Source organism: Streptomyces sp. NPDC001852 (assembly GCF_042891825.1).
Lineage (GTDB): Bacteria > Actinomycetota > Actinomycetes > Streptomycetales > Streptomycetaceae > Streptomyces.
Genome location: NZ_JBIATN010000010.1, coordinates 163,415 through 179,967 on the forward strand (window position 1 = coordinate 163,415; position 16,553 = coordinate 179,967).

The following is a 16,553-nucleotide window of genomic DNA, read 5'->3' on the forward strand; positions in this document are numbered from 1 at the left end:
CCAGGCCCTGTCGTCAAACTCCCGTCGTCCGCCCGAAGGGCGGGCTCTGCGGCGTCAGGTGCGTGCTCTGGGGGAGTGCCGGGCCCTGGCCCTCGTACTGGACGTACTCGGGCCCGGGCCCGGTGCGGCGAGAGTGCGTGCATGGCGTGGCGGGGCTGGGGGCACCTCCCGGCCGAAGGCTGGGGGAGGGAGTTCGACGACAGGGCCTAGGCGGCCAGCGGGTTCAGGACGAGTGGCTCGATCCGGCCCTCCAGCATGGCGCCGATGCCCTGGGCCGCGCAGATGTCGGGCCGCTCGGCGATGTGCACCGGCATCCCGGTGGCCTGCCGCAGCATCTGGTCGAAGCCGGGCAGCAGGGCCGAGCCGCCGACCATCGTGATCCCGCGGTCGGCGAGGTCGGCGACCAGGTCGGGCGGGCAGTCGCGCAGCACCTTGCCGATGCCGTCGAGGACGGCGGTCAGCGGGGTCTGGATCGCGTCCCGCACGGCGGCGGTGTCGACGCGCGCGCTGCGGGCGAGCCCGGTGGCCACGTCCCGGCCGTGGATCACCGTGGAGGCCGGGCCGTGCGGGGTCAGCCCGTTGCCGGACAGGGCCAGTTGCAGCGGACGTACCGACTGGCTGGGCAGGATCAGCGCGTGCGCGTGCCGCAGATGCTGCACGATCGCGTGGTCCACGGCCTCGCCGCCCACCGGTATCCGCTCGGCGGTGACGATGGAGCCGAGCGAGAGGACGGCCACCTGGGTGGCGGCGGCCCCGCACACCATGATCATCGAGGCCTCGGGGAGTTCCACGGGCAGCCCGCACCCCACGGCGGCGGCGATCAGCGTGTCCACCAGCTCGACCCTGCGTGCGCCCAGCCCGACCAGCGTCTCGATGGTCGCCCGCTGGGCCAGCGGATCGGCGTCGTGCGGGGTGCAGGCCGCGGCGCGCAGCCGGAGGTTGCGGCGCAGGTTGCGGCGCATCTTGTCGCCGAGCAGCTGCCGCAGCATGCGCTGGGCCATCTCGATGTCGACCACGGTGCCGCCGGAGATGGGCCGGACGACCCGGATGTACCCCGGCGTCCGTCCGGTCATCTGCTCCGCGAACTCACCCACCGCTATGAGCGCCCCGGTACGGGTGTTCACGGCGGCGACCGACGGCTGGTCGACGACGAGTCCGGCGCCCTTCACATACACGCGGGTGCGGGCCGCCCCCAGATCGACGGCGAAGTGGCAGCGGCGCAACTGCTCCAGGCTGACGGTCACGGCGGATCCTCCCGAGTGCGCAGGCCTTGGGCGCCCGCCCGGTCGGCGGGTGTCCTCCTCTCCCTGCATCCTGCGCGGGGGCCGGTGCCGGGCGCCTTCTGGAGGGGGCCGGGCGGGGTGCCGCCGAACGGGGGTTTCCGGCGGCGGCGCGGTGTGTCGCCTGGTCAGGCCCGGGCCCGCATGATGCGCAGCTCGCAGCGGACCGTGCAACCGGGAACGTCCTCGGGCCGGAGGGGTGCGAGTGAGGCGCGAGACCCCGCCACGGCGTCCGGGTAGGTGCTCGCCAGGTGCCGCAGCCGCCCGCGCACGGCCTCCCTGATGAGCTCGGGGAACGACTCGGCGCCCGGCTGTGCCACGGCCTGGAGCGGGTCGCTGACGCGCCAGACCGCCGTGCCGGTGGCCCGGAGGGACGACTCCGTCTCGTCCAGCTCCAGGCGCCGCTCGGTGAGGTCGACCTCGAAGTACTCCGTCACACCCGGGCGCCGGGTGCGACTGAGCCCGCCCGCGTCGGTCCGGTAGACGACGGTCCTGGTCTCGCCGGTCCCCTCGGGGAAGACGTCGCCGGACGGCAGCGGGTGAGGGCCGATGACGGGCGGCAGCGCGTGCGTGCCGTCGAAGAGCAGGCGGGCCAGCCGGCACGGCCGGTACCAGCCCGCGTCGGCACCGTGCGGGGGGCGACGAGGAATCCCGCCCCCACCACCATGCCGCCGCACTCGATCCGGGCATGCCAGCAAGCGCCCCTCATGACCGGGACGTCGGCTCCGGGACGCTCGCCACCGTCGGGGGCGCCGCCTCGGCCGGCCCGGCACCCGGACGCCGCGACGACCACCCCAGGCGTACCACCAGCTGCCCCTCCGCGGCTCCCTTGGCGATGACCGCACCGGCCTCCGCGGTCAGCTTCACGCCGAACTCCAGCTCCACCGAGTCGGGACACAGGCTGCCGTCGCGGAACACGCGCAGCGCGGACTGGGCCGCCGAGCGCACCCCGTCCAGGGCGCCCGCGAAGGTGCTGGACGCCTGGGCCACCGGGCCACCGTCGCCGCGGCCGACCAGGCGGGTCCCGGTCCCGGGCTCCACGCTCTCCACCACGACCACGGCGCCGTCGTCCGTGGTGAACTCCAGCAGTCTGCCCATGGTGTTCATCGCCCCCGTGTGCTCGGTCCGTCGTCAAGTCCATTGTGACGGACGGTCCCTGACGGTGTCTCGGGGTGTGCCCGGGACGGATCACCGCCCTGTCACCCCCTGGCGGAAAGCCGCCAGGGTGCGTTCCCGCCGTCGACGCCCAACGCCCCTGCGACGAGCGGCACATGACCACTCGTCCGGCGACCCCGGCCGGGACCGAGCGGAAGCGGAACCTGCCCGGTCTGCGCGGGGCCGCCGTCACGGCCGGCAAGGTGACGCAGGAGATCATCCGGGTGGTGGCGGTGAAGTGGCCTACGGCTGGGGGTGGTCCACGATCCCCCTGATCACCCCCAGCGCCACCAGATCCTGTGGCCGGATCCGCAGCTGCCCGGCGGTCGCCTCCACGGCTTCCCCCGGTCGTTTGAGGATGGCCGCCGCCAGCTCCGGGGCGATCACCGAGAAGTAACTGTCGGGCGTGGCCCAGGTGTTGCCCGGTGCGGCCAGCGCCAGGGCGCCGCCGGAGCCGCCCTCGCCGATGACGAGCGTGGTGACCGGGACCCGGGCGGAGGCCACCGCCCCGAAGACCTCCGCGATCGCCGCGCCGGCCCCCTGCCGCTCCGCCTCGGCGTCATTGGCCGCCCCCGGAGTGTCCACCAGCGTCAGCACGGGGATGTCGAGCCGGTCCGCGAGCCGGATCAGCCGGGCCGCCGTCCGGTAGCCGGCGGGCCGGGTCGCCGCCCCGGTCTGCGCCGCGTAGGCGACCGTACGGCCGTCCCGCTCGCCGAACCCGCACAGCATGCCGCCGGGATCCGTCCCCCCGCACCGGTCTCCGCCGATGTCACGGCGGTGGGCGAAGAAGGCGTCCAAGTAGGCCTGTGCCCGGGGCCGTTCGGCGGCACGGGCGCGCTGGACGGCGTCCCAGCCGGTGGCGGGGAGACCGGCCCGGCCCAGCGCCCGCGGCGGGGACACATCGGTGGCCGGAGTCATGAGCAGGCGGAGCCAGGACCCCAGTACCCCCTTCAGCTCGCCGGGATCCACCACCGCGTCCACCGAGCCCACGGCCAGCTGGGACTCCGCCGTGTACGCGGACGGGTCGGCGTCGGCCGGGCGGACCCGGGAGCCGGCGAAGCCGACCTGGGCGCCCGGAAGGGCCAGGACGACGTCCGCTCCGGCGCCGAGCGTGGCCCAGCCGCCACCGGTCGTCGGGTCCCGCAGGACCGCGATCTGCGGCAGGCCGGCCTCCCGGGTGAGCGCCGACTGCCGGGCCACGCGCTGGAGTTGGCTCAGCGCGAGCATGCCCTCCTGCATCCGGCTGCCCCCGGTCGCGATCAACGGCACGACCGGCAGCCGGTGGGCGCGGGCGTGGGTGTACGCCGCCTCCAGCCGGTCTCCGGTGCGCTCGCCCAGGGAACCGCCCAGGAAGCCGAACTCGAAGGCGATCAGTACGGCCGGGGTGCCGTCGACGCGCGCGGTGCCGCAGACGACCGACTCCTCCTCGCCGGTACGTTCGGCGGCACGGGCGCGGGAGGCGTCGTAACCCTGCCAGCCGAGCGGGCCGTCGGGCTTCAACTCACTGCGGGACGAGGTGAATTCCCCGAAGGTGTCCTGGTCCGCGACCAGGGTCAGCATCTCCCGGGCCGAACGGCGCTCAGGCATCGGACAGCGCCCGCTTCATGATCTTCCCCATGTCGTTGCGGGGGAGCGCGTCCAGGTAACGGACGACGCGGGGGCGCTTGTGCGGGGCGAGGCGACGGGCCACGTGGTCCGCCAACTCCTCGGCGGTGGGCGGCGCCTGCGGGTCCGCCGGGACGATCCAGGCGACGATCCGCTCACCCAGGTCCGCGTCGGGCTCCCCGGTGACGGCGGCCTCCCGCACTCCCGGGTGCTCCAGCAGCGCGTTCTCGATCTCACCGGCCCCGATCTTGTACCCGCCGCTCTTGATCAGGTCGGTGGCCTTGCGCCCGACGATCCGCACATAGCCGTCGGGTTCGCGGACGGCCATGTCCCCGGTGCGGAAGAACCCGTCGGCGGTGAACGCTGCGGCCGTGGCATCGGGCCGGTTCAGGTACTCGGTGAACAGGTTCGGCCCGCGCACCTGGATCTCCCCGACGCTCTCCCCGTCGTACGCGGTGATCGGCGTCCCGTCCTCCTCCACGAGCCGCAGCTCGACACCGGGCAGCGGCACGCCCACCGTGCCCGCGCGCGGTTCGCCGTCGGCCCGCACGCTGGTGTTCATCAGCGTCTCCGTCATGCCGTACCGCTCGACGACCCGGCGTCCGGTCGCCGCCGCGATCCGCTCGTGGTCGTGCACGGGCAGCGCGGCCGAGCCGGAGACCAGCAGCCGGGCCCGGGTGAGCGCCTTGGCCAGCTCGGGGTCCTCGGGCAGGGCCTCGGCGATGCGGTGGTACATCGTCGGCACCCCGAACAGCATGGTCGCGCCGGCGTTCAGCTCCCGCGCCACGCCCTCGGTGGAGAACCGCCCCAGGTGCCGGACGGTGCCGCCCCGGCGCAGCGGACCGAGGACGCCCAGCACGAGCCCGTGCACATGGAACAGCGGCAGCCCGTGGACCAGCACGTCGTCCGCCGTCCACTGCCAGGCGTCGGCGAGCGCGTCCAGGGTGGTGGCCAGGGCCCGGCGGGGCAGGACGGCACCCTTGGGCGGGCCGGTGGTGCCGGAGGTGTAGACGATCAGCGCCGGGTCCCCGTCGCCGGCCGTCTCCTCCGGTACGGCACCGGATCCGGCGGACGCGTCGACGTCGATCCTTTTCAATTCCCGCAGCACATCCGGGAGTTGGGCACCCGGCGCGGCCAGCACCAGCTTCGGCGCGCTGTCGGAGACGATGTGCGCGAGTTCCTTCCCACCCGACTTCGGGTTCAGCGGCACCGCGGCCGCCCCGGCGAGCAGCACGCCCGTCACGGCGACGGCGGTCTCCAGCTCCGGCGTGGCCCACACGGCCACCCGGCCGGCCCCGCGCAGCCGGGCGGCGAGCGCACCGGCGGCCCCGGCCAGCTCGCCGTACGTCAACGACCGCTCACCGAACCGCAGGGCGATCCTCCCCCGGACTTCGTCCGGGGGGACCCCCATGTCGCTGCGCTCGCCCGAACCGTCCGTCAGAGCGGGGAAGAGGGAGGACACGCGGCGTACTCCTGTCTGTCGGTGGACCGTCGCCACCCTTCCTACACCAGCAGCCTGGTCCCGACGACCGTGCTCAAGCCCGCCGCGAGCGGCAGCTCGGTCGCGTGCAGCGGGCGCCCACTCGTCTGCCAGTCCTGACCGCTTGCGACTGCGGGTGCGTGGTGGGCTGGTCGCGCAGTTCCCCGCGCCCCTTACGGGGCGCACCGGCCTGCCGCTCCGGATCCCGCTCCACGCTGTACAGCCGCACCCCCGGCGCCGCACCCGAGGCCAGCCAGGCCAGCCCCACCCCGAGCCCGGTCCCGGTCTCCCCGATCCGCAGCCGGGCCCCGCCCGCGAGCGCGTGCAGCAGGCGGCCCTGTTCGGGGCGGCAGGAGTGGGGGGAAGTCGTGGGCGCGGGCGGCGGCGAGGGCGTCGGAGACGAGGGCCGGGAGCCCGCCGACTCCGGTTACGCGGCAGTACCGGTCGGTGCCATGCCCCGCATCCTGCCCTGTCTCAGGCGGCCGCCTCCACGACGTCCGCCACGACGCAGCTGACGTTGTCGGGGCCGCCCGCCGCATTGGCCTCGCCGATCAGCACATGCACCGCATCCTCCGCCGCGAGCAGCTCCCGGATCCGCTCCTCCGGCACCACCTCGGTGAGCCCGTCGGAGCACAGCAGATAACGGTCCCCCTCCCGTGCCTCCTGCAACCGCACGTCCGGTACCGGATCCATCCCGCCGGCCAGCGCCTTGAGCAGCAGCAACGACCGCGGCTCCACCCGGTGGTCCCGGGTCATCCGGATCAACTCCCCGTCCCGCAGCAGATACGCCCGCGAGTCCCCGATGTGGGCCAGGGCGAGCCGCGTCCCCGTCCACAGCAGTGCCGTCAGCGTCGTGCCCACCTCCGCGGCGCCCTCGGCCACCTCGCACACCGCCTCACCCGCCGAGCGCACCGCGTCCTCCAGCGCGCTCAGCACCCCGTCCGCGGGCGGTTCCCCGGCCTCGTCCAGGAACCGCAGCGCCGCCACCGCCGCGCTGCTCGCGGGCGCCCCCGCCGGGCCGAAACCGTCGGCCACGGCCAGCAGCCTGCGTCCCGCGTACACGGTGTCCTGGTTGGCGGGGCGGACGAGCCCCCGGTCGGAGTGGGCGCAATGGCGCAGTTCCAGCATGGTGGTGGGGTCCCTTCTCGACGTGTCGGTCAGCTGGTCCACGAGGAACGCGGCGAGGTCCCGCCGTACGGCCGTCTCCGCCTCGACCCGCGCCCAGTACGCCCGGATCTCCCGTGCCGCGCCTGCCGGATCCAGGGCGCACACCGCGCGGATCTCGGCCAGCGGCATGCCCAGCCGCCGTAGCCGGGCCACGAGCCGGGCCTGCCCGAGCTGCCCGACGGCGTAGTAGCGGTATCCGGTGCCCGGGTCCACCCGGGCGGGCCGCAGCAACTCCAGCTCGTCGTACAGCCGCAACGCCTTCGGCGAGAGCCGGCTCGCCCTCGCGAAGGCGCCGATCGTCAGCAGCTCCATGGGCACCTCGCGCTCCTCGTCCTCCGCCACCGATGCTGGGGCTTCACCGAAGGGGAAGGTCAACCGCGCTGTTCCGGTTCCGGCCGTGATTGCTAGCCTCGCCGGAGTCCCGACCCTCGTGCGACAGGGAGTCCGCCGTGCCCCGCATAGCCCTCGCCACCTACGACCCCGGCGCCGAGCCCGGCAAGGACACCGACCTGCCGGAGCTGGTGCGGGCGCTCACGGACGCGGGCGCCGAGGCGGAGGCCCGGTACTGGGACGACCCGGACGCCGACTGGGCCGGCTACGACCTCGTCGTCATCCGCTCCACCTGGGACTACAGCTGGCGGGCCGCGGAGTTCGGGGCCTGGGTGGACCGGGTCGGCGCGCTGACCCGGCTCGCCAACCCGGCGCCCGTGGTGCGCTGGAACACCGACAAGCGCTACCTCGGCGAGCTGGCGGCGGCCGGCGTACCCACGGTTCCCACCCGCTACCTCGCACCGGGCGAGCCGGCCGACCTGCCCGACGACCACGAGTACGTGATCAAGCCGACCTCGGGCGCCGGTGCCCGGTTCGCCGCGCGGTACACCCCGGACCAGCACGAGACGGCGGTACGGCAGCTCGCCCGGATGCACGCCGAGGGTTTCACCGCGATGGTCCAGCCGTACGTGCGCGGCATCGACGTCAGCGGGGAGCGGGCGCTGCAGTTCTTCGGCGGGCGGCTGCTGCACGCCAGCCGCAAGGGCGCGGTCCTCGCGCCGGACACGCCGTACGACGCGGACAAGGTGGCCCACCCGGATCTGCAGCGCTGGGAGCCCACCGACGCGGAAATGGCCGTCGCCGACAAGGCGTTGGGTGCGGTGCCCGGTGGTTCCGAGTTGCTGTACGCGCGGGTGGACCTCGTGGACGGGGAGGACGGTGAGCCGCGGCTGATGGAGCTGGAGCTGGTGGAGCCGAACCTGTTCCTGTGGTTGCATCCGGGTTCGCTGGAGCGGGTGACGGAGGCGATTCTTCAGGCCGCGGATCAGGCGCCCCGCAGGGGTGCGGGGTCTTTGCAGGCCTCGGCATAGGCCCGTACCAGTGGCCGGTGCCCCTCCTCTCTCCGCCACGCCAGCACATAGCGGCTCGGTCCGAGCCCCCGCACCGGGCGGACGGTGACGCCACCCCGGGTGAGCAGCGGCGCGTTGCCCTCGGCGACCAGGCAGATGCCGAGGCCCGCGACCAGGGCCTCGTACGTCTCCTCCGCGCCGGAGATCTCCGCGCCGATCCGGGCCGGCCGGCCGGAGCGTGCGTCCAGGGCCAGCCAGTGGTCCCGCAGCGGGCCCGCGCTCTCGGGGAGGGCCAGGAACGGCTCGTCCAGCAGGTCGGCGAAGTCGATCTCGCGACGGGTGGCGAGCGGGTGGGACTCGGGCAGGGCGAGCAGCCGGGGTTCCTCGGCGACCACCGTCCAGGCGTAGCGCTCCTCGTCGGGCAGCGGCAGCCAGACGAAGGCGACGTCCGCGGTGCCGTCCGCCAGGCCCGCCGTCGGATCGTCCCAGCTCACCTGGCGCAGCCGGACCTTCGTCTCCGGGTGCGTGGCGGTGAAGCGGGAGCGGATGGCCGGCAGCAGCCCGCCCCGGCCCGGACTGGTGCTCATGCCCACGACCAGCGTGCTGCGCTGGACCGCCTTGGCCGCCTCCACGGCCGCCGCGCCCGCCTCCCACGCGGCCAGGACCGTGCGCGCGTGCGGCAGCAGTGCCTCGCCCGCGCCCGTCAACGCCACGCCGTGCCGGTCGCGGCGGAACAGTTCCGCCCCCAACTGCCGCTCCAGCGCCCGGATCTGCTTGCTCAGCGCCGGCTGTGAGACGTACAGCCGCTCCGCGGCTCGGGTGAAGTGCAGTTCCTCGGCGACCGCGACGAAGTAGCGCAGATCGCGGGCGTGGACGTCCGTGGTCATAGCCGTTGGCTATCACCCTCGGTCTTGGACGGGCAACGGCATCCGGCGACAGTCTGTTCGTGTCGAACCAATCGAGAGATACGGGGAGTTGTGATGAACAAGGTCTGGCTGGTGACCGGGGCGAGCAGCGGTTTCGGGCGGGCGATCACCGAGGCGGCCGTCGCGGCCGGTGACGTGGTGGTGGGTGCGGTCCGGCGCCCCGAAGCCCTGGACGACCTGGTGGCCGCGCATCCCGACCAGGTGGAGGCGCTGCGGCTGGACGTCACCGACCTTGCCGCGGTCGAGGCGGCGGTCGGGGATGTCGTGGCCCGGCACGGGCGGATCGACGTTCTGGTCAACAACGCGGGCCGCACCCACGTCGGCGCCGTCGAGGAGACCACCGACGGTGAGCTGCGCGACCTGTTCGACCTGCACTTCTTCGGCCCGGCGGCGCTGGTCCGGGCGGTGCTGCCGCACCTGCGGGAGCGGCGCTCGGGCGCGATCGTGCAGATGAGCAGCATGGGCGGCCAGATGTCCTTCGCGGGCTTCGGGGCGTACAGCGCGACGAAGTTCGCCCTGGAGGGCCTGTCCGAGGCGCTCGCGGACGAGGTACGGGAGTACGGCGTCAAGGTGCTGATCGTCGAGCCGGGCGCGTTCCGGACCTCGCTGTTCGAGGCCGGCCGGGCCGGGGTCAGCTCCGACAGCGGGGTGTACGCCAGGGTCGGCGAGACCCGTGGCGCGGTGAGCGGCGGCCACGGCAGCCAGCCCGGCGACCCGGCCAAGGCGGCGGCCCTGATCCTGGCCGCGCTGGAGGCGGAGGACACCCCGCTGCGGCTGCCGCTCGGCGACGACGGGGTCGGCGCCGTCCTGGGCCACCTCGACCAGGTCCGCGAGGAGGTCACGGTCTGGGAGAAGCGCACCCGGGCGACGGCCTTCGACGCCTGACCCGGTCGACGCCAGACCCTTCTAGGTGAGGACCGCCCACCTCTGCAGCAGCCCCCAGGTGAACTCGGCGACCACCTCGTGCCGTGTGCCGTCCGGGCCGGGTGCGGTGAACGCGAGCCCCCACCGGGTGGGGGCCGTGCCCTCCAGGGGGCGGGCCGGGGCGAAGGCGCGGGCGGCCTCGTCGACCGTGCAGGACCAGGGGGCGAGGTCGGCCAGGGTCTTGAGCCGGGGCGCCGGGGCGCCGGGCGCGCGCACCAGCCACTCGTTCCACACCGCCCCGTCCGGCCCGACGAGCACCTCGAAGCGCAGGTCGGGCCAGAGGGGCAGGGCCCAGCGCCGGGCCTCGCAGTCGACGTCGCCGAGGCGGCGCGGGAGGACGGACTCGGGCTCGCCGAGGACCGAGCGGTACCGGGCGGCGGCGGACCGGGACCGCGGCGAGCGGACCATGGCCTGCCAGCGCTTGTTCGCCTCCCGCATGTCCGCGATCGAGGCCCCCAGTTGCCGGCGGGCGTCCTCCACCAGGTCCGGGTTGTGGTCGGCCATGCGGCGCAGCAGCACCAGCTGGAAGTCGACATACATGGCCCCCATGGTGCCCGGACCGGTCCTGCCCATTGCCCGCGCAACTGTCCATGACTAGCCTGTGTTCGTCATGCCGATCGTCTGTTGAAATCTCGAACAGGCGCTTATTCAAGGGAGGGGGCCGGACGTGGGACGCCTCGTGCCTGCCGTGACCCGGGCTCTCGACATTCTTGAGCTGTTCCTCGACGGGGACGGGACGCTCTCCGCACCCGACATCGTGCGCAAGCTCCAGCTGCCGCGCACCACCGTGCACGAGCTGGTCACCACGCTCTCCGCACGGTCGTACATCGTGCCCGTGCCGGGACAGCCCGGACGCTACCGGCTCGGCGTACGCCCGTACCAGCTCGGCAGCCGCTACGCCGAGCAGCTCGACCTCGCCGCCGAGGGCCAGCAGGTGGCCCGCTCGGTCGCCGAGACCTGCGACGAGACGGTCCACGTGGCGATCCTCGAGGGCACCGACGTCATCTACATCGCCAAGGTCGACTCCACGCACGCCGTCCGCATGGTCTCCGCGGCCGGCCGCCGGCTCCCCGCCCACTGCACCTCCGTCGGCAAGATGCTGCTGGCCTCGCTGCCGGAGCAGGAGCTCGCGGCACGGATCCCGGACGACGCCGAGCTGACCGCGATGACCCCCAACAGCATCACCGACCCGGCCGCCCTGCGCGAGGCCCTCGCGGAGATCCGGCAGCGGGGCATCGCGGTGGAGAGCCGCGAGTCCAACCCGGACGTGAGCTGTGTGGCCGCGCCCGTGCGCGACCGCACGGGCCAGGTGGTCGCGGCCCTGTCGATCTCGGTTCCCATGATCCGCTGGAGCGACGAGCGCCGGACCGAGCTGGAGCAGCTGGCGGTGAAGGGCGCGGCGGAGCTGTCCGAGCTGCTGGGCCACCGGAGCGCGGTGTGAGCGGCGGGTACGAGGTCGCCGTACGGGCCGAGGCGGAGCTGGGCGAGGGGCCGACCTGGGACCCGGTGACGGGCCGGCTGATATGGCTGGACATCCTGGGCATGCGCGTCCACACGTACGACCCGGCCACCGGCCGGCGCACGGTGCGGAGGACCGAGCAGCACGTGGGCGCGGTCAAGCCCCGCACGGGCGGCGGTCTGGTGCTCAACCTGCGGGACGGCGTGGGCCTGCTGGACCCCGACGACAGCTTCCGCTGGCTGCACCACGAGCCGGTCCCGGGCCGCCGCGCGAACGACGCCGCGGTGGCGCCCGACGGCTCGCTCTGGGCGGGCACCATGCGGTACGACGAGGCGCCGGGCGGCGGCACGCTGACCCGGCTGACCGGTGCCGGGGCGGTGGAGACGGTCCTGCCCGACGTCACGGTCAGCAACGGCACGGGCTGGAGCCCCGACGGGCGCCTCATGTACTACGTGGACACCCCGACCCGCCGGGTGGACGTCTTCGACCACGACGGCGGACGGGTCCACGACCGACGCCCGTTCGTGGAGATCGAGGAGGGCGCGGGATTCCCGGACGGTCTGACGGTCGACGCGGACGGCTGCGTGTGGGTGGCGTTGTGGGACGGGGGAGCGGTGCGGCGTTACACGCCCCGCGGTGAGCTGGACCGGGTGATCGGCCTGCCCACGCCTCGTACGACCGCGTGCGCGTTCGGCGGCGCCGGCCTGACCGACCTGTATGTCACGACGGCCCGCACGGGGCTCCCGGCGCCGCACCCGGTGGCGGGCTCGCTGCTGGTGGTACCGGGCGCGGGCCAGGGCGTCGCCCAGCCGGCGTTCGCGGGCTGACCCCTCACCCGCGGGCCCGGTCCAGCTCCCGCACGATCTTCCACTCCTGTGCCGTCAGCGGAGGCTGGGGCAGCGGCGGGAGGCTCGGGCCGGTCAGGGCCGCGAGCATGGCGTCCGGGCGCAGCAGACGCGACGGTCCCGCCGCGAGGCTCGTCACGTCCCAGACGGCGGCGGCCGCTCGGTAGGAGCCGGTGGCCGCCTTCGTCATGCGGCGCGAGTACCGGGCGACGAGGTGATCCGCGACGCCCGGCCGCGCGCCCCGCACCTGGGGGAACCAGACGTCCTGGCCCACGGCCATCGCCCAGGCCGCCGCGACCGACCTGGCGACCCCCCGCTGCACCCGCCGGGCCAGCCCGGGCGCGCCGGCACCGCCGCGCCGCAGCTCCGCGCCCAGCACCCCGGCGCCGAGCGCGGCCACCGACATGCCCTGTCCGTAGGCCGGGTTGAAGGTGGCCACCGCGTCACCGAGGGCGACGAACCCGTCGGGCCAGTGGCGGGCCTTCTCCAGGTAGCGCCGTACGTTGCTGGTGCTGCGGCTGATGCGCACCTCGGTGAGGGGCTCGGCGCCGGAGATCAGCCGGCCCACGAGGGGGTCGGGCAGGTCGAACGTGTACCGCAGGAAGCCCTCGGGGTCGGCGGGCGGTTCGCCGCCGCGGGTGCCGGCGAGGCTCACCATCCAGCGGTCGCCCTCGATGGGCAGGACCATCCCGCTGCGCCCCGGCCGTCCGCCGTAGGGGTCGGCCTGTATGAGCGTCACCGGAAACTGCTCGGCCCCGGCGGGCCTGCGGTAGATGCGGGTGGCGTTGACGAGACCGGCGTCCACGGTCGTCTCGCGGATGTCCGAAACACCGAGTTCCGCCAGCCACTTCAGGACCCGGGAGCCGCGTCCGCTCGCGTCGGTCACGAAGTCGGCCTCGAGTTCCCGCTCGCCGTCGGGCGTCGCCACGCGGACGCCCCGGACCCGGCCGGCGTCCCCGGCCAGCCCGAGCGCCTGCGCCTTCTGTATCCGCACGTCGGTGCCGGCCAGCACCGTGGCCCGTACGACCCAGTCCAGCAGCGCCCGGCTGCAGGTGAGCATGCGGGGCCCTTCGTGCCGCCAGCGGCGGAACCAGCCCTCCGGAGTGAGGGCCACCAGGCCCTGGCCGAGGGAGACTTCGTGGGCACCGGCGGCGAGCAGCCGCTCGCGCATGCACGTGCCGGGCACCAGTTCGTCCATGGCGGCCAGGCCACCGGCCATGAGGAGATGGGCATGGCGCCCCTGCGGGAGCCCACGGCGGTGCTCGGGACCGTCGGGCAGGTCGTCGCGCTCCAGCACGACCACCTCCTCCACGGAGGCGGACAGCGCCGCGGCGGCCAGCATGCCGGCCAGTCCGGCACCGATGACGACGGCTCTGCGCGGCATGGGGCTCCTCGAATCATCCGGGACCGAACCGGCCAACTTGGGGGCGGGCCACGAAGGTTCAGCCATGGGAGGTCCTCACCGTACCTTCACCCACGCCTCCCGCGTCACGCACGGTCTCCAGGGCCCGCGCGAGCTCCACCAGACCGCTCGGCCCGGACACCTCCGTCGCGTACAGGCGGCTGCCGCTCGGTACCCGGGGCGGCTCCTCGCCGACGGCGGCGCACCGGGCGGCGTCCGCGACCATGGCGGCCTCCGCCGCGACCCGCGCCTCGTGCGGCCCGCGTCCCGCCCTCCGTGCGTCCTCGCGGGCCTTCTCGCGGACGCGGTCGTCGAAGTACGGGGCGAGCGCCAGCAGGGCGTCGTGGATGGACACCTCGCGCCAGTGCAGCCGGTCCTGCGGCAGCTGCCACCACGCGCTGGGGGGCTTGGGGGCGAGGGACGCGAACCGCAGCTGTGACCACAGCGGTCCGAGCCGGCGGTAGTCGCCGAGGCTGTGCCACTGGGTGCGGACCGCGGGCAGCAGCCGGGGCAGGGCGAAGCCCGCGGAACACAGCAGGGCGGCGAGCGACGCCGCCGGCGGGGCGAGGGTGGTGGACAGGAAGTCCAGGTCGTGACCGGTCCAACGGGCCACGACCGCCGTGTACTTGGTGAGCTGGAAGCCGGCCGCGTCCAGCAGCGCGCCGACGAGGATCAGCCGCAGCCCGGTCCGCAGCAGCCCGGTGACCTCGCGCCCCCACTTCACGCACATCGTGCACATCACCAGGATCGCCGCGCTGTGCCCGAGCAGGTAGAGCAGGATCATCTCCCGCATGCCGGGGGTGTTCGCGTAGTACGTGTCGAGGTCGCGCAGCCGCTCCGTGTGCGCGTCCGCGAGCGCGAACAGCGCGACGATGGCGGCGATCAGTGCTCCGTAGGCGGCCACACAGTGCAGCGAGGCCCGCCGTCGCCGCTCGCGCGGCCCGCCCCGCCAGTGGATCAGCAGGACGAGCAGGGAGCAGCTGTACGCGGAGAGCATGCCGTAGGTGAGCGGCGCACCGAAGTTCGGTATGCCGGTGAGCTCGTTGACGGTGGCCAGGGTCAGCGGGGCCGAGCACACGAAGACGAGACCGCCCAGCACGATCGCGGCGCACGTCGACACGGTCAGCGGGTTCCACGGGGCGCTGCGGGGCCGGCGGAAGAGGAGGGCGGCGGACAGCACGAGAGCCCCGGCCGCCACGTACACGACGAGATTCACGGCCGCGCCCTCCCATCCGCTCGGTGCGCGGCCGCGTGGGACGCGCGTGTCGCCGGGACCCGCCTCATGCGGTGCCCGTCGGTGTCGTCGTGCCGTGGACGCGGGCGGACGCGACCAGCGTCGAGGTGGCCAGGGCGTCGGCGATGCCGAGGAGCGCCGCGGGACCGGGTGCGTGCACCGACAGCAGGTCGGTCTCGTCACACGGTTCCAGGGGCCGCTCCCGGTGGCGTTCCGCCTCGACCGCCGCCGTGACCACCGCCGCCCACGCGACCGACTCGGCTCGTCCCGCGTCGCCCGTCTCCCGCAGGGCGCTCGCGCGGACCTGCTCGTACAGGTCCCGGTCGAAGTAGGCGTCCAGGTGGCCCAGCGCGTTGTGGATGCTGGTCTGCAGCCACACCAGCCGCGTGGCCGGCGTGGCCCAGCGGGGCCGCGGCAGCCGGAGCGAGCGGCGGGTGAGCAGTTCGTCCAGTTCGCGCTCCAGGGGCTTCAGGCGCGCGTACGTCCGCCGGGACCGCTGCCACTCCGTCACGCGGGGCCAGGCCAGCGGGATCAGGATGCCCGTGACGGTGAGGAGCGCGCCCAGCCCGGCGGCCACCGGGGAGGCCGTCGTCCCGAGCCGCGACCAGTCGGCCCCGCACCAGCGGGCGATCACGGCGGTGAACTTGGTGATGCTGTACCCGGCGCTGCACAGCGCACCCGTGCCCAGCATGATCAGCCCCACCCGCAGCCGGCCGTCGACCTGACGCGCCCAGCGCAGGGACGACACCGTGGTGACACCGGCGGCGGCGAGGTGCCCGGCCAGGTACAGCACGATCATCTCGGCGAGGAACGGCGTCGTCGCGTAGTAGGTGTCCAGGTCGGTACGGCGTTCCACCGGCGCGTCGCCCAGCGCGAACATGACGGCGATGCCGAGGAGGACGAGTGCGTAGGCGGCGATCCACCGGCGGGCGGTCCGCCGCACCCGCGGCCCGCCCCGCCAGTGGACCACGAGGAGCTGCGAGGCGGCGCTGTACGCCGTGATCGCGGCATAGGTCAGCGGGGCGGCGAGGTTGGGGACGCCGCTGAGCCGGTTGACGGCGCCCACCGTCGGCGGGGCCCCGAGGAGGAAGCACAGCCCGGCCAGGGCCAGCACGGCGCAGATCGCCCGCAGGTACGGGTCCCGCCAGTGGCGGGCGAGGTCCGGCGACTTCACCGCGAGCCCGAGCCACAGCGCCGTACAGCTGAGGTAGTTGATCAGGCCGCTCACCGCTCGGTCCCGCGGTAGTTGAGGGCGGCGGCGATACGGCCGGCCAGGCCCTGGGCGCCGTCGCCGGGTTCGGCGAACACCGAGTCCGCGGGGGCCTCCAGCAGCGGGCGCAGCCGCCGGCCCATCAGCATGCCGAACCGGTCCGCCGCCTGCTCCTCGACCAGGCTGAAGTCGGTGCGCGCCGCGCCGGCGTCACCCTGGTTCATGTGCCACACCTCGTGGCAGAAGATGACGATCTGGTGCCACACGGCCGCCCGCCGGTCGACGACCACGTCGTCGTGCGTCTCCCGCTCCAGCCACAGTCCGCTGGCGGTGTGCGGCGGGAAGACCTCCTTGTGGACGACGACCTCGCGGCCGCGCCAGGCGCTGACGGAGGCGACCAGGGCGTCGAAGAGAGCCTCCGGGTCCGCCGGGACCGGGACTCGGATGGGACCGATGAGGGTGTCGGCGAGCCGACGCATCTCCCTGGTCGTACGCACCCTGTTCTCCGTCATCTCGACGCTGTCAC

Annotated in this window: 16 protein-coding genes; 4 read left to right on the plus strand and 12 right to left on the minus strand. The window is 74.4% G+C overall.

The annotated features are described in order from the left end of the window. Positions 1-206: 206 nt before the first annotated feature. The 6 genes from ACFYZB_RS19260 to ACFYZB_RS19285 all read right to left on the minus strand — a co-directional run bounded on the left by ACFYZB_RS19260 (position 207) and on the right by ACFYZB_RS19285 (position 6,999). Positions 207-1,244 (minus strand): rod shape-determining protein, encoded by a 1,038-nt coding sequence (locus ACFYZB_RS19260; RefSeq protein ID WP_351203251.1) that lies wholly within the window; start codon positions 1,242-1,244, stop codon positions 207-209. A 164-nt stretch (positions 1,245-1,408) separates the two neighbouring features. Then, positions 1,409-1,978 (minus strand): hypothetical protein, encoded by a 570-nt coding sequence (locus ACFYZB_RS19265; protein WP_388759803.1) that lies wholly within the window; start codon positions 1,976-1,978, stop codon positions 1,409-1,411. Between the two features lie 7 nt (positions 1,979-1,985). Continuing rightward, entirely contained in the window at positions 1,986-2,378 is a 393-nt protein-coding gene (locus ACFYZB_RS19270) for a CU044_2847 family protein (protein WP_388760137.1), read from the minus strand. 300 nt (positions 2,379-2,678) lie between these two features. Beyond that, on the minus strand, positions 2,679-4,022 hold the full coding sequence (locus ACFYZB_RS19275; protein WP_388759805.1) for a carboxyl transferase domain-containing protein: 1,344 nt from the start codon (positions 4,020-4,022) through the stop codon (positions 2,679-2,681). Then, on the minus strand, positions 4,015-5,502 hold the full coding sequence (locus ACFYZB_RS19280; RefSeq protein ID WP_388759808.1) for an acyl-CoA synthetase: 1,488 nt from the start codon (positions 5,500-5,502) through the stop codon (positions 4,015-4,017). The genes ACFYZB_RS19275 and ACFYZB_RS19280 overlap by 8 nt, the downstream gene beginning before the upstream one ends. A 492-nt stretch (positions 5,503-5,994) precedes the next feature. Further along, the gene (locus tag ACFYZB_RS19285) at positions 5,995-6,999 is read right to left on the minus strand and encodes a MerR family transcriptional regulator (RefSeq protein WP_388760139.1); all 1,005 of its coding nucleotides are present in this window, start codon (positions 6,997-6,999) and stop codon (positions 5,995-5,997) included. A gap of 137 nt (positions 7,000-7,136) precedes the next feature. On the opposite strand from ACFYZB_RS19285, the gene ACFYZB_RS19290 reads away from it, so the two are divergent. Further along, positions 7,137-8,048 carry a RimK family alpha-L-glutamate ligase gene (locus ACFYZB_RS19290; RefSeq protein ID WP_388759811.1) on the plus strand — a complete coding sequence of 304 codons (912 nt, stop codon included), beginning with the start codon at positions 7,137-7,139 and terminating at the stop codon, positions 8,046-8,048. Here the strand turns inward: ACFYZB_RS19290 and ACFYZB_RS19295 are convergent. Further along, positions 8,003-8,914, minus strand: coding sequence for a LysR family transcriptional regulator (locus ACFYZB_RS19295; RefSeq protein WP_388759813.1), 912 nt, complete (start codon positions 8,912-8,914; stop codon positions 8,003-8,005). The two genes, ACFYZB_RS19290 and ACFYZB_RS19295, sit on opposite strands and share 46 nt — an antisense overlap. Before the next feature lie 93 nt (positions 8,915-9,007). On the opposite strand from ACFYZB_RS19295, the gene ACFYZB_RS19300 reads away from it, so the two are divergent. Then, positions 9,008-9,838, plus strand: coding sequence for an oxidoreductase (locus ACFYZB_RS19300; protein WP_388759816.1), 831 nt, complete (start codon positions 9,008-9,010; stop codon positions 9,836-9,838). Positions 9,839-9,859: 21 nt separating this feature from the next. Here ACFYZB_RS19300 and ACFYZB_RS19305 read toward each other — a convergent pair whose 3' ends face one another. Beyond that, positions 9,860-10,417, minus strand: a complete 558-nt coding sequence (locus ACFYZB_RS19305) for a hypothetical protein (protein WP_388759819.1) — start codon at positions 10,415-10,417, stop codon at positions 9,860-9,862. Positions 10,418-10,544: 127 nt separating this feature from the next. Between ACFYZB_RS19305 and ACFYZB_RS19310 the strand changes: the two genes are divergently transcribed. Both ACFYZB_RS19310 and ACFYZB_RS19315 read left to right on the plus strand, forming a co-directional pair. After that, positions 10,545-11,318: an IclR family transcriptional regulator gene (locus tag ACFYZB_RS19310; RefSeq protein ID WP_388759822.1), complete on the plus strand. Its 774-nt coding sequence runs from the start codon at positions 10,545-10,547 to the stop codon at positions 11,316-11,318. Then, entirely contained in the window at positions 11,315-12,163 is an 849-nt protein-coding gene (locus ACFYZB_RS19315; protein ID WP_388759824.1) for an SMP-30/gluconolactonase/LRE family protein, read from the plus strand. Before ACFYZB_RS19310 ends, ACFYZB_RS19315 begins: the two co-directional genes overlap by 4 nt. A 4-nt stretch (positions 12,164-12,167) precedes the next feature. Here ACFYZB_RS19315 and ACFYZB_RS19320 read toward each other — a convergent pair whose 3' ends face one another. The 4 genes from ACFYZB_RS19320 to ACFYZB_RS19335 form a co-directional block, all read right to left on the minus strand. Then, positions 12,168-13,565, minus strand: coding sequence for an NAD(P)/FAD-dependent oxidoreductase (locus ACFYZB_RS19320; protein WP_388759826.1), 1,398 nt, complete (start codon positions 13,563-13,565; stop codon positions 12,168-12,170). A 58-nt stretch (positions 13,566-13,623) separates the two neighbouring features. Further along, positions 13,624-14,799 carry an MAB_1171c family putative transporter gene (locus ACFYZB_RS19325; protein WP_351203280.1) on the minus strand — a complete coding sequence of 392 codons (1,176 nt, stop codon included), beginning with the start codon at positions 14,797-14,799 and terminating at the stop codon, positions 13,624-13,626. Positions 14,800-14,863: 64 nt separating this feature from the next. After that, the gene (locus tag ACFYZB_RS19330) at positions 14,864-16,045 is read right to left on the minus strand and encodes an MAB_1171c family putative transporter (protein ID WP_388759829.1); all 1,182 of its coding nucleotides are present in this window, start codon (positions 16,043-16,045) and stop codon (positions 14,864-14,866) included. Then, positions 16,042-16,506, minus strand: a complete 465-nt coding sequence (locus tag ACFYZB_RS19335) for a toxin (protein WP_351203915.1) — start codon at positions 16,504-16,506, stop codon at positions 16,042-16,044. Before ACFYZB_RS19335 ends, ACFYZB_RS19330 begins: the two co-directional genes overlap by 4 nt. Positions 16,507-16,553: the final 47 nt, after the last annotated feature.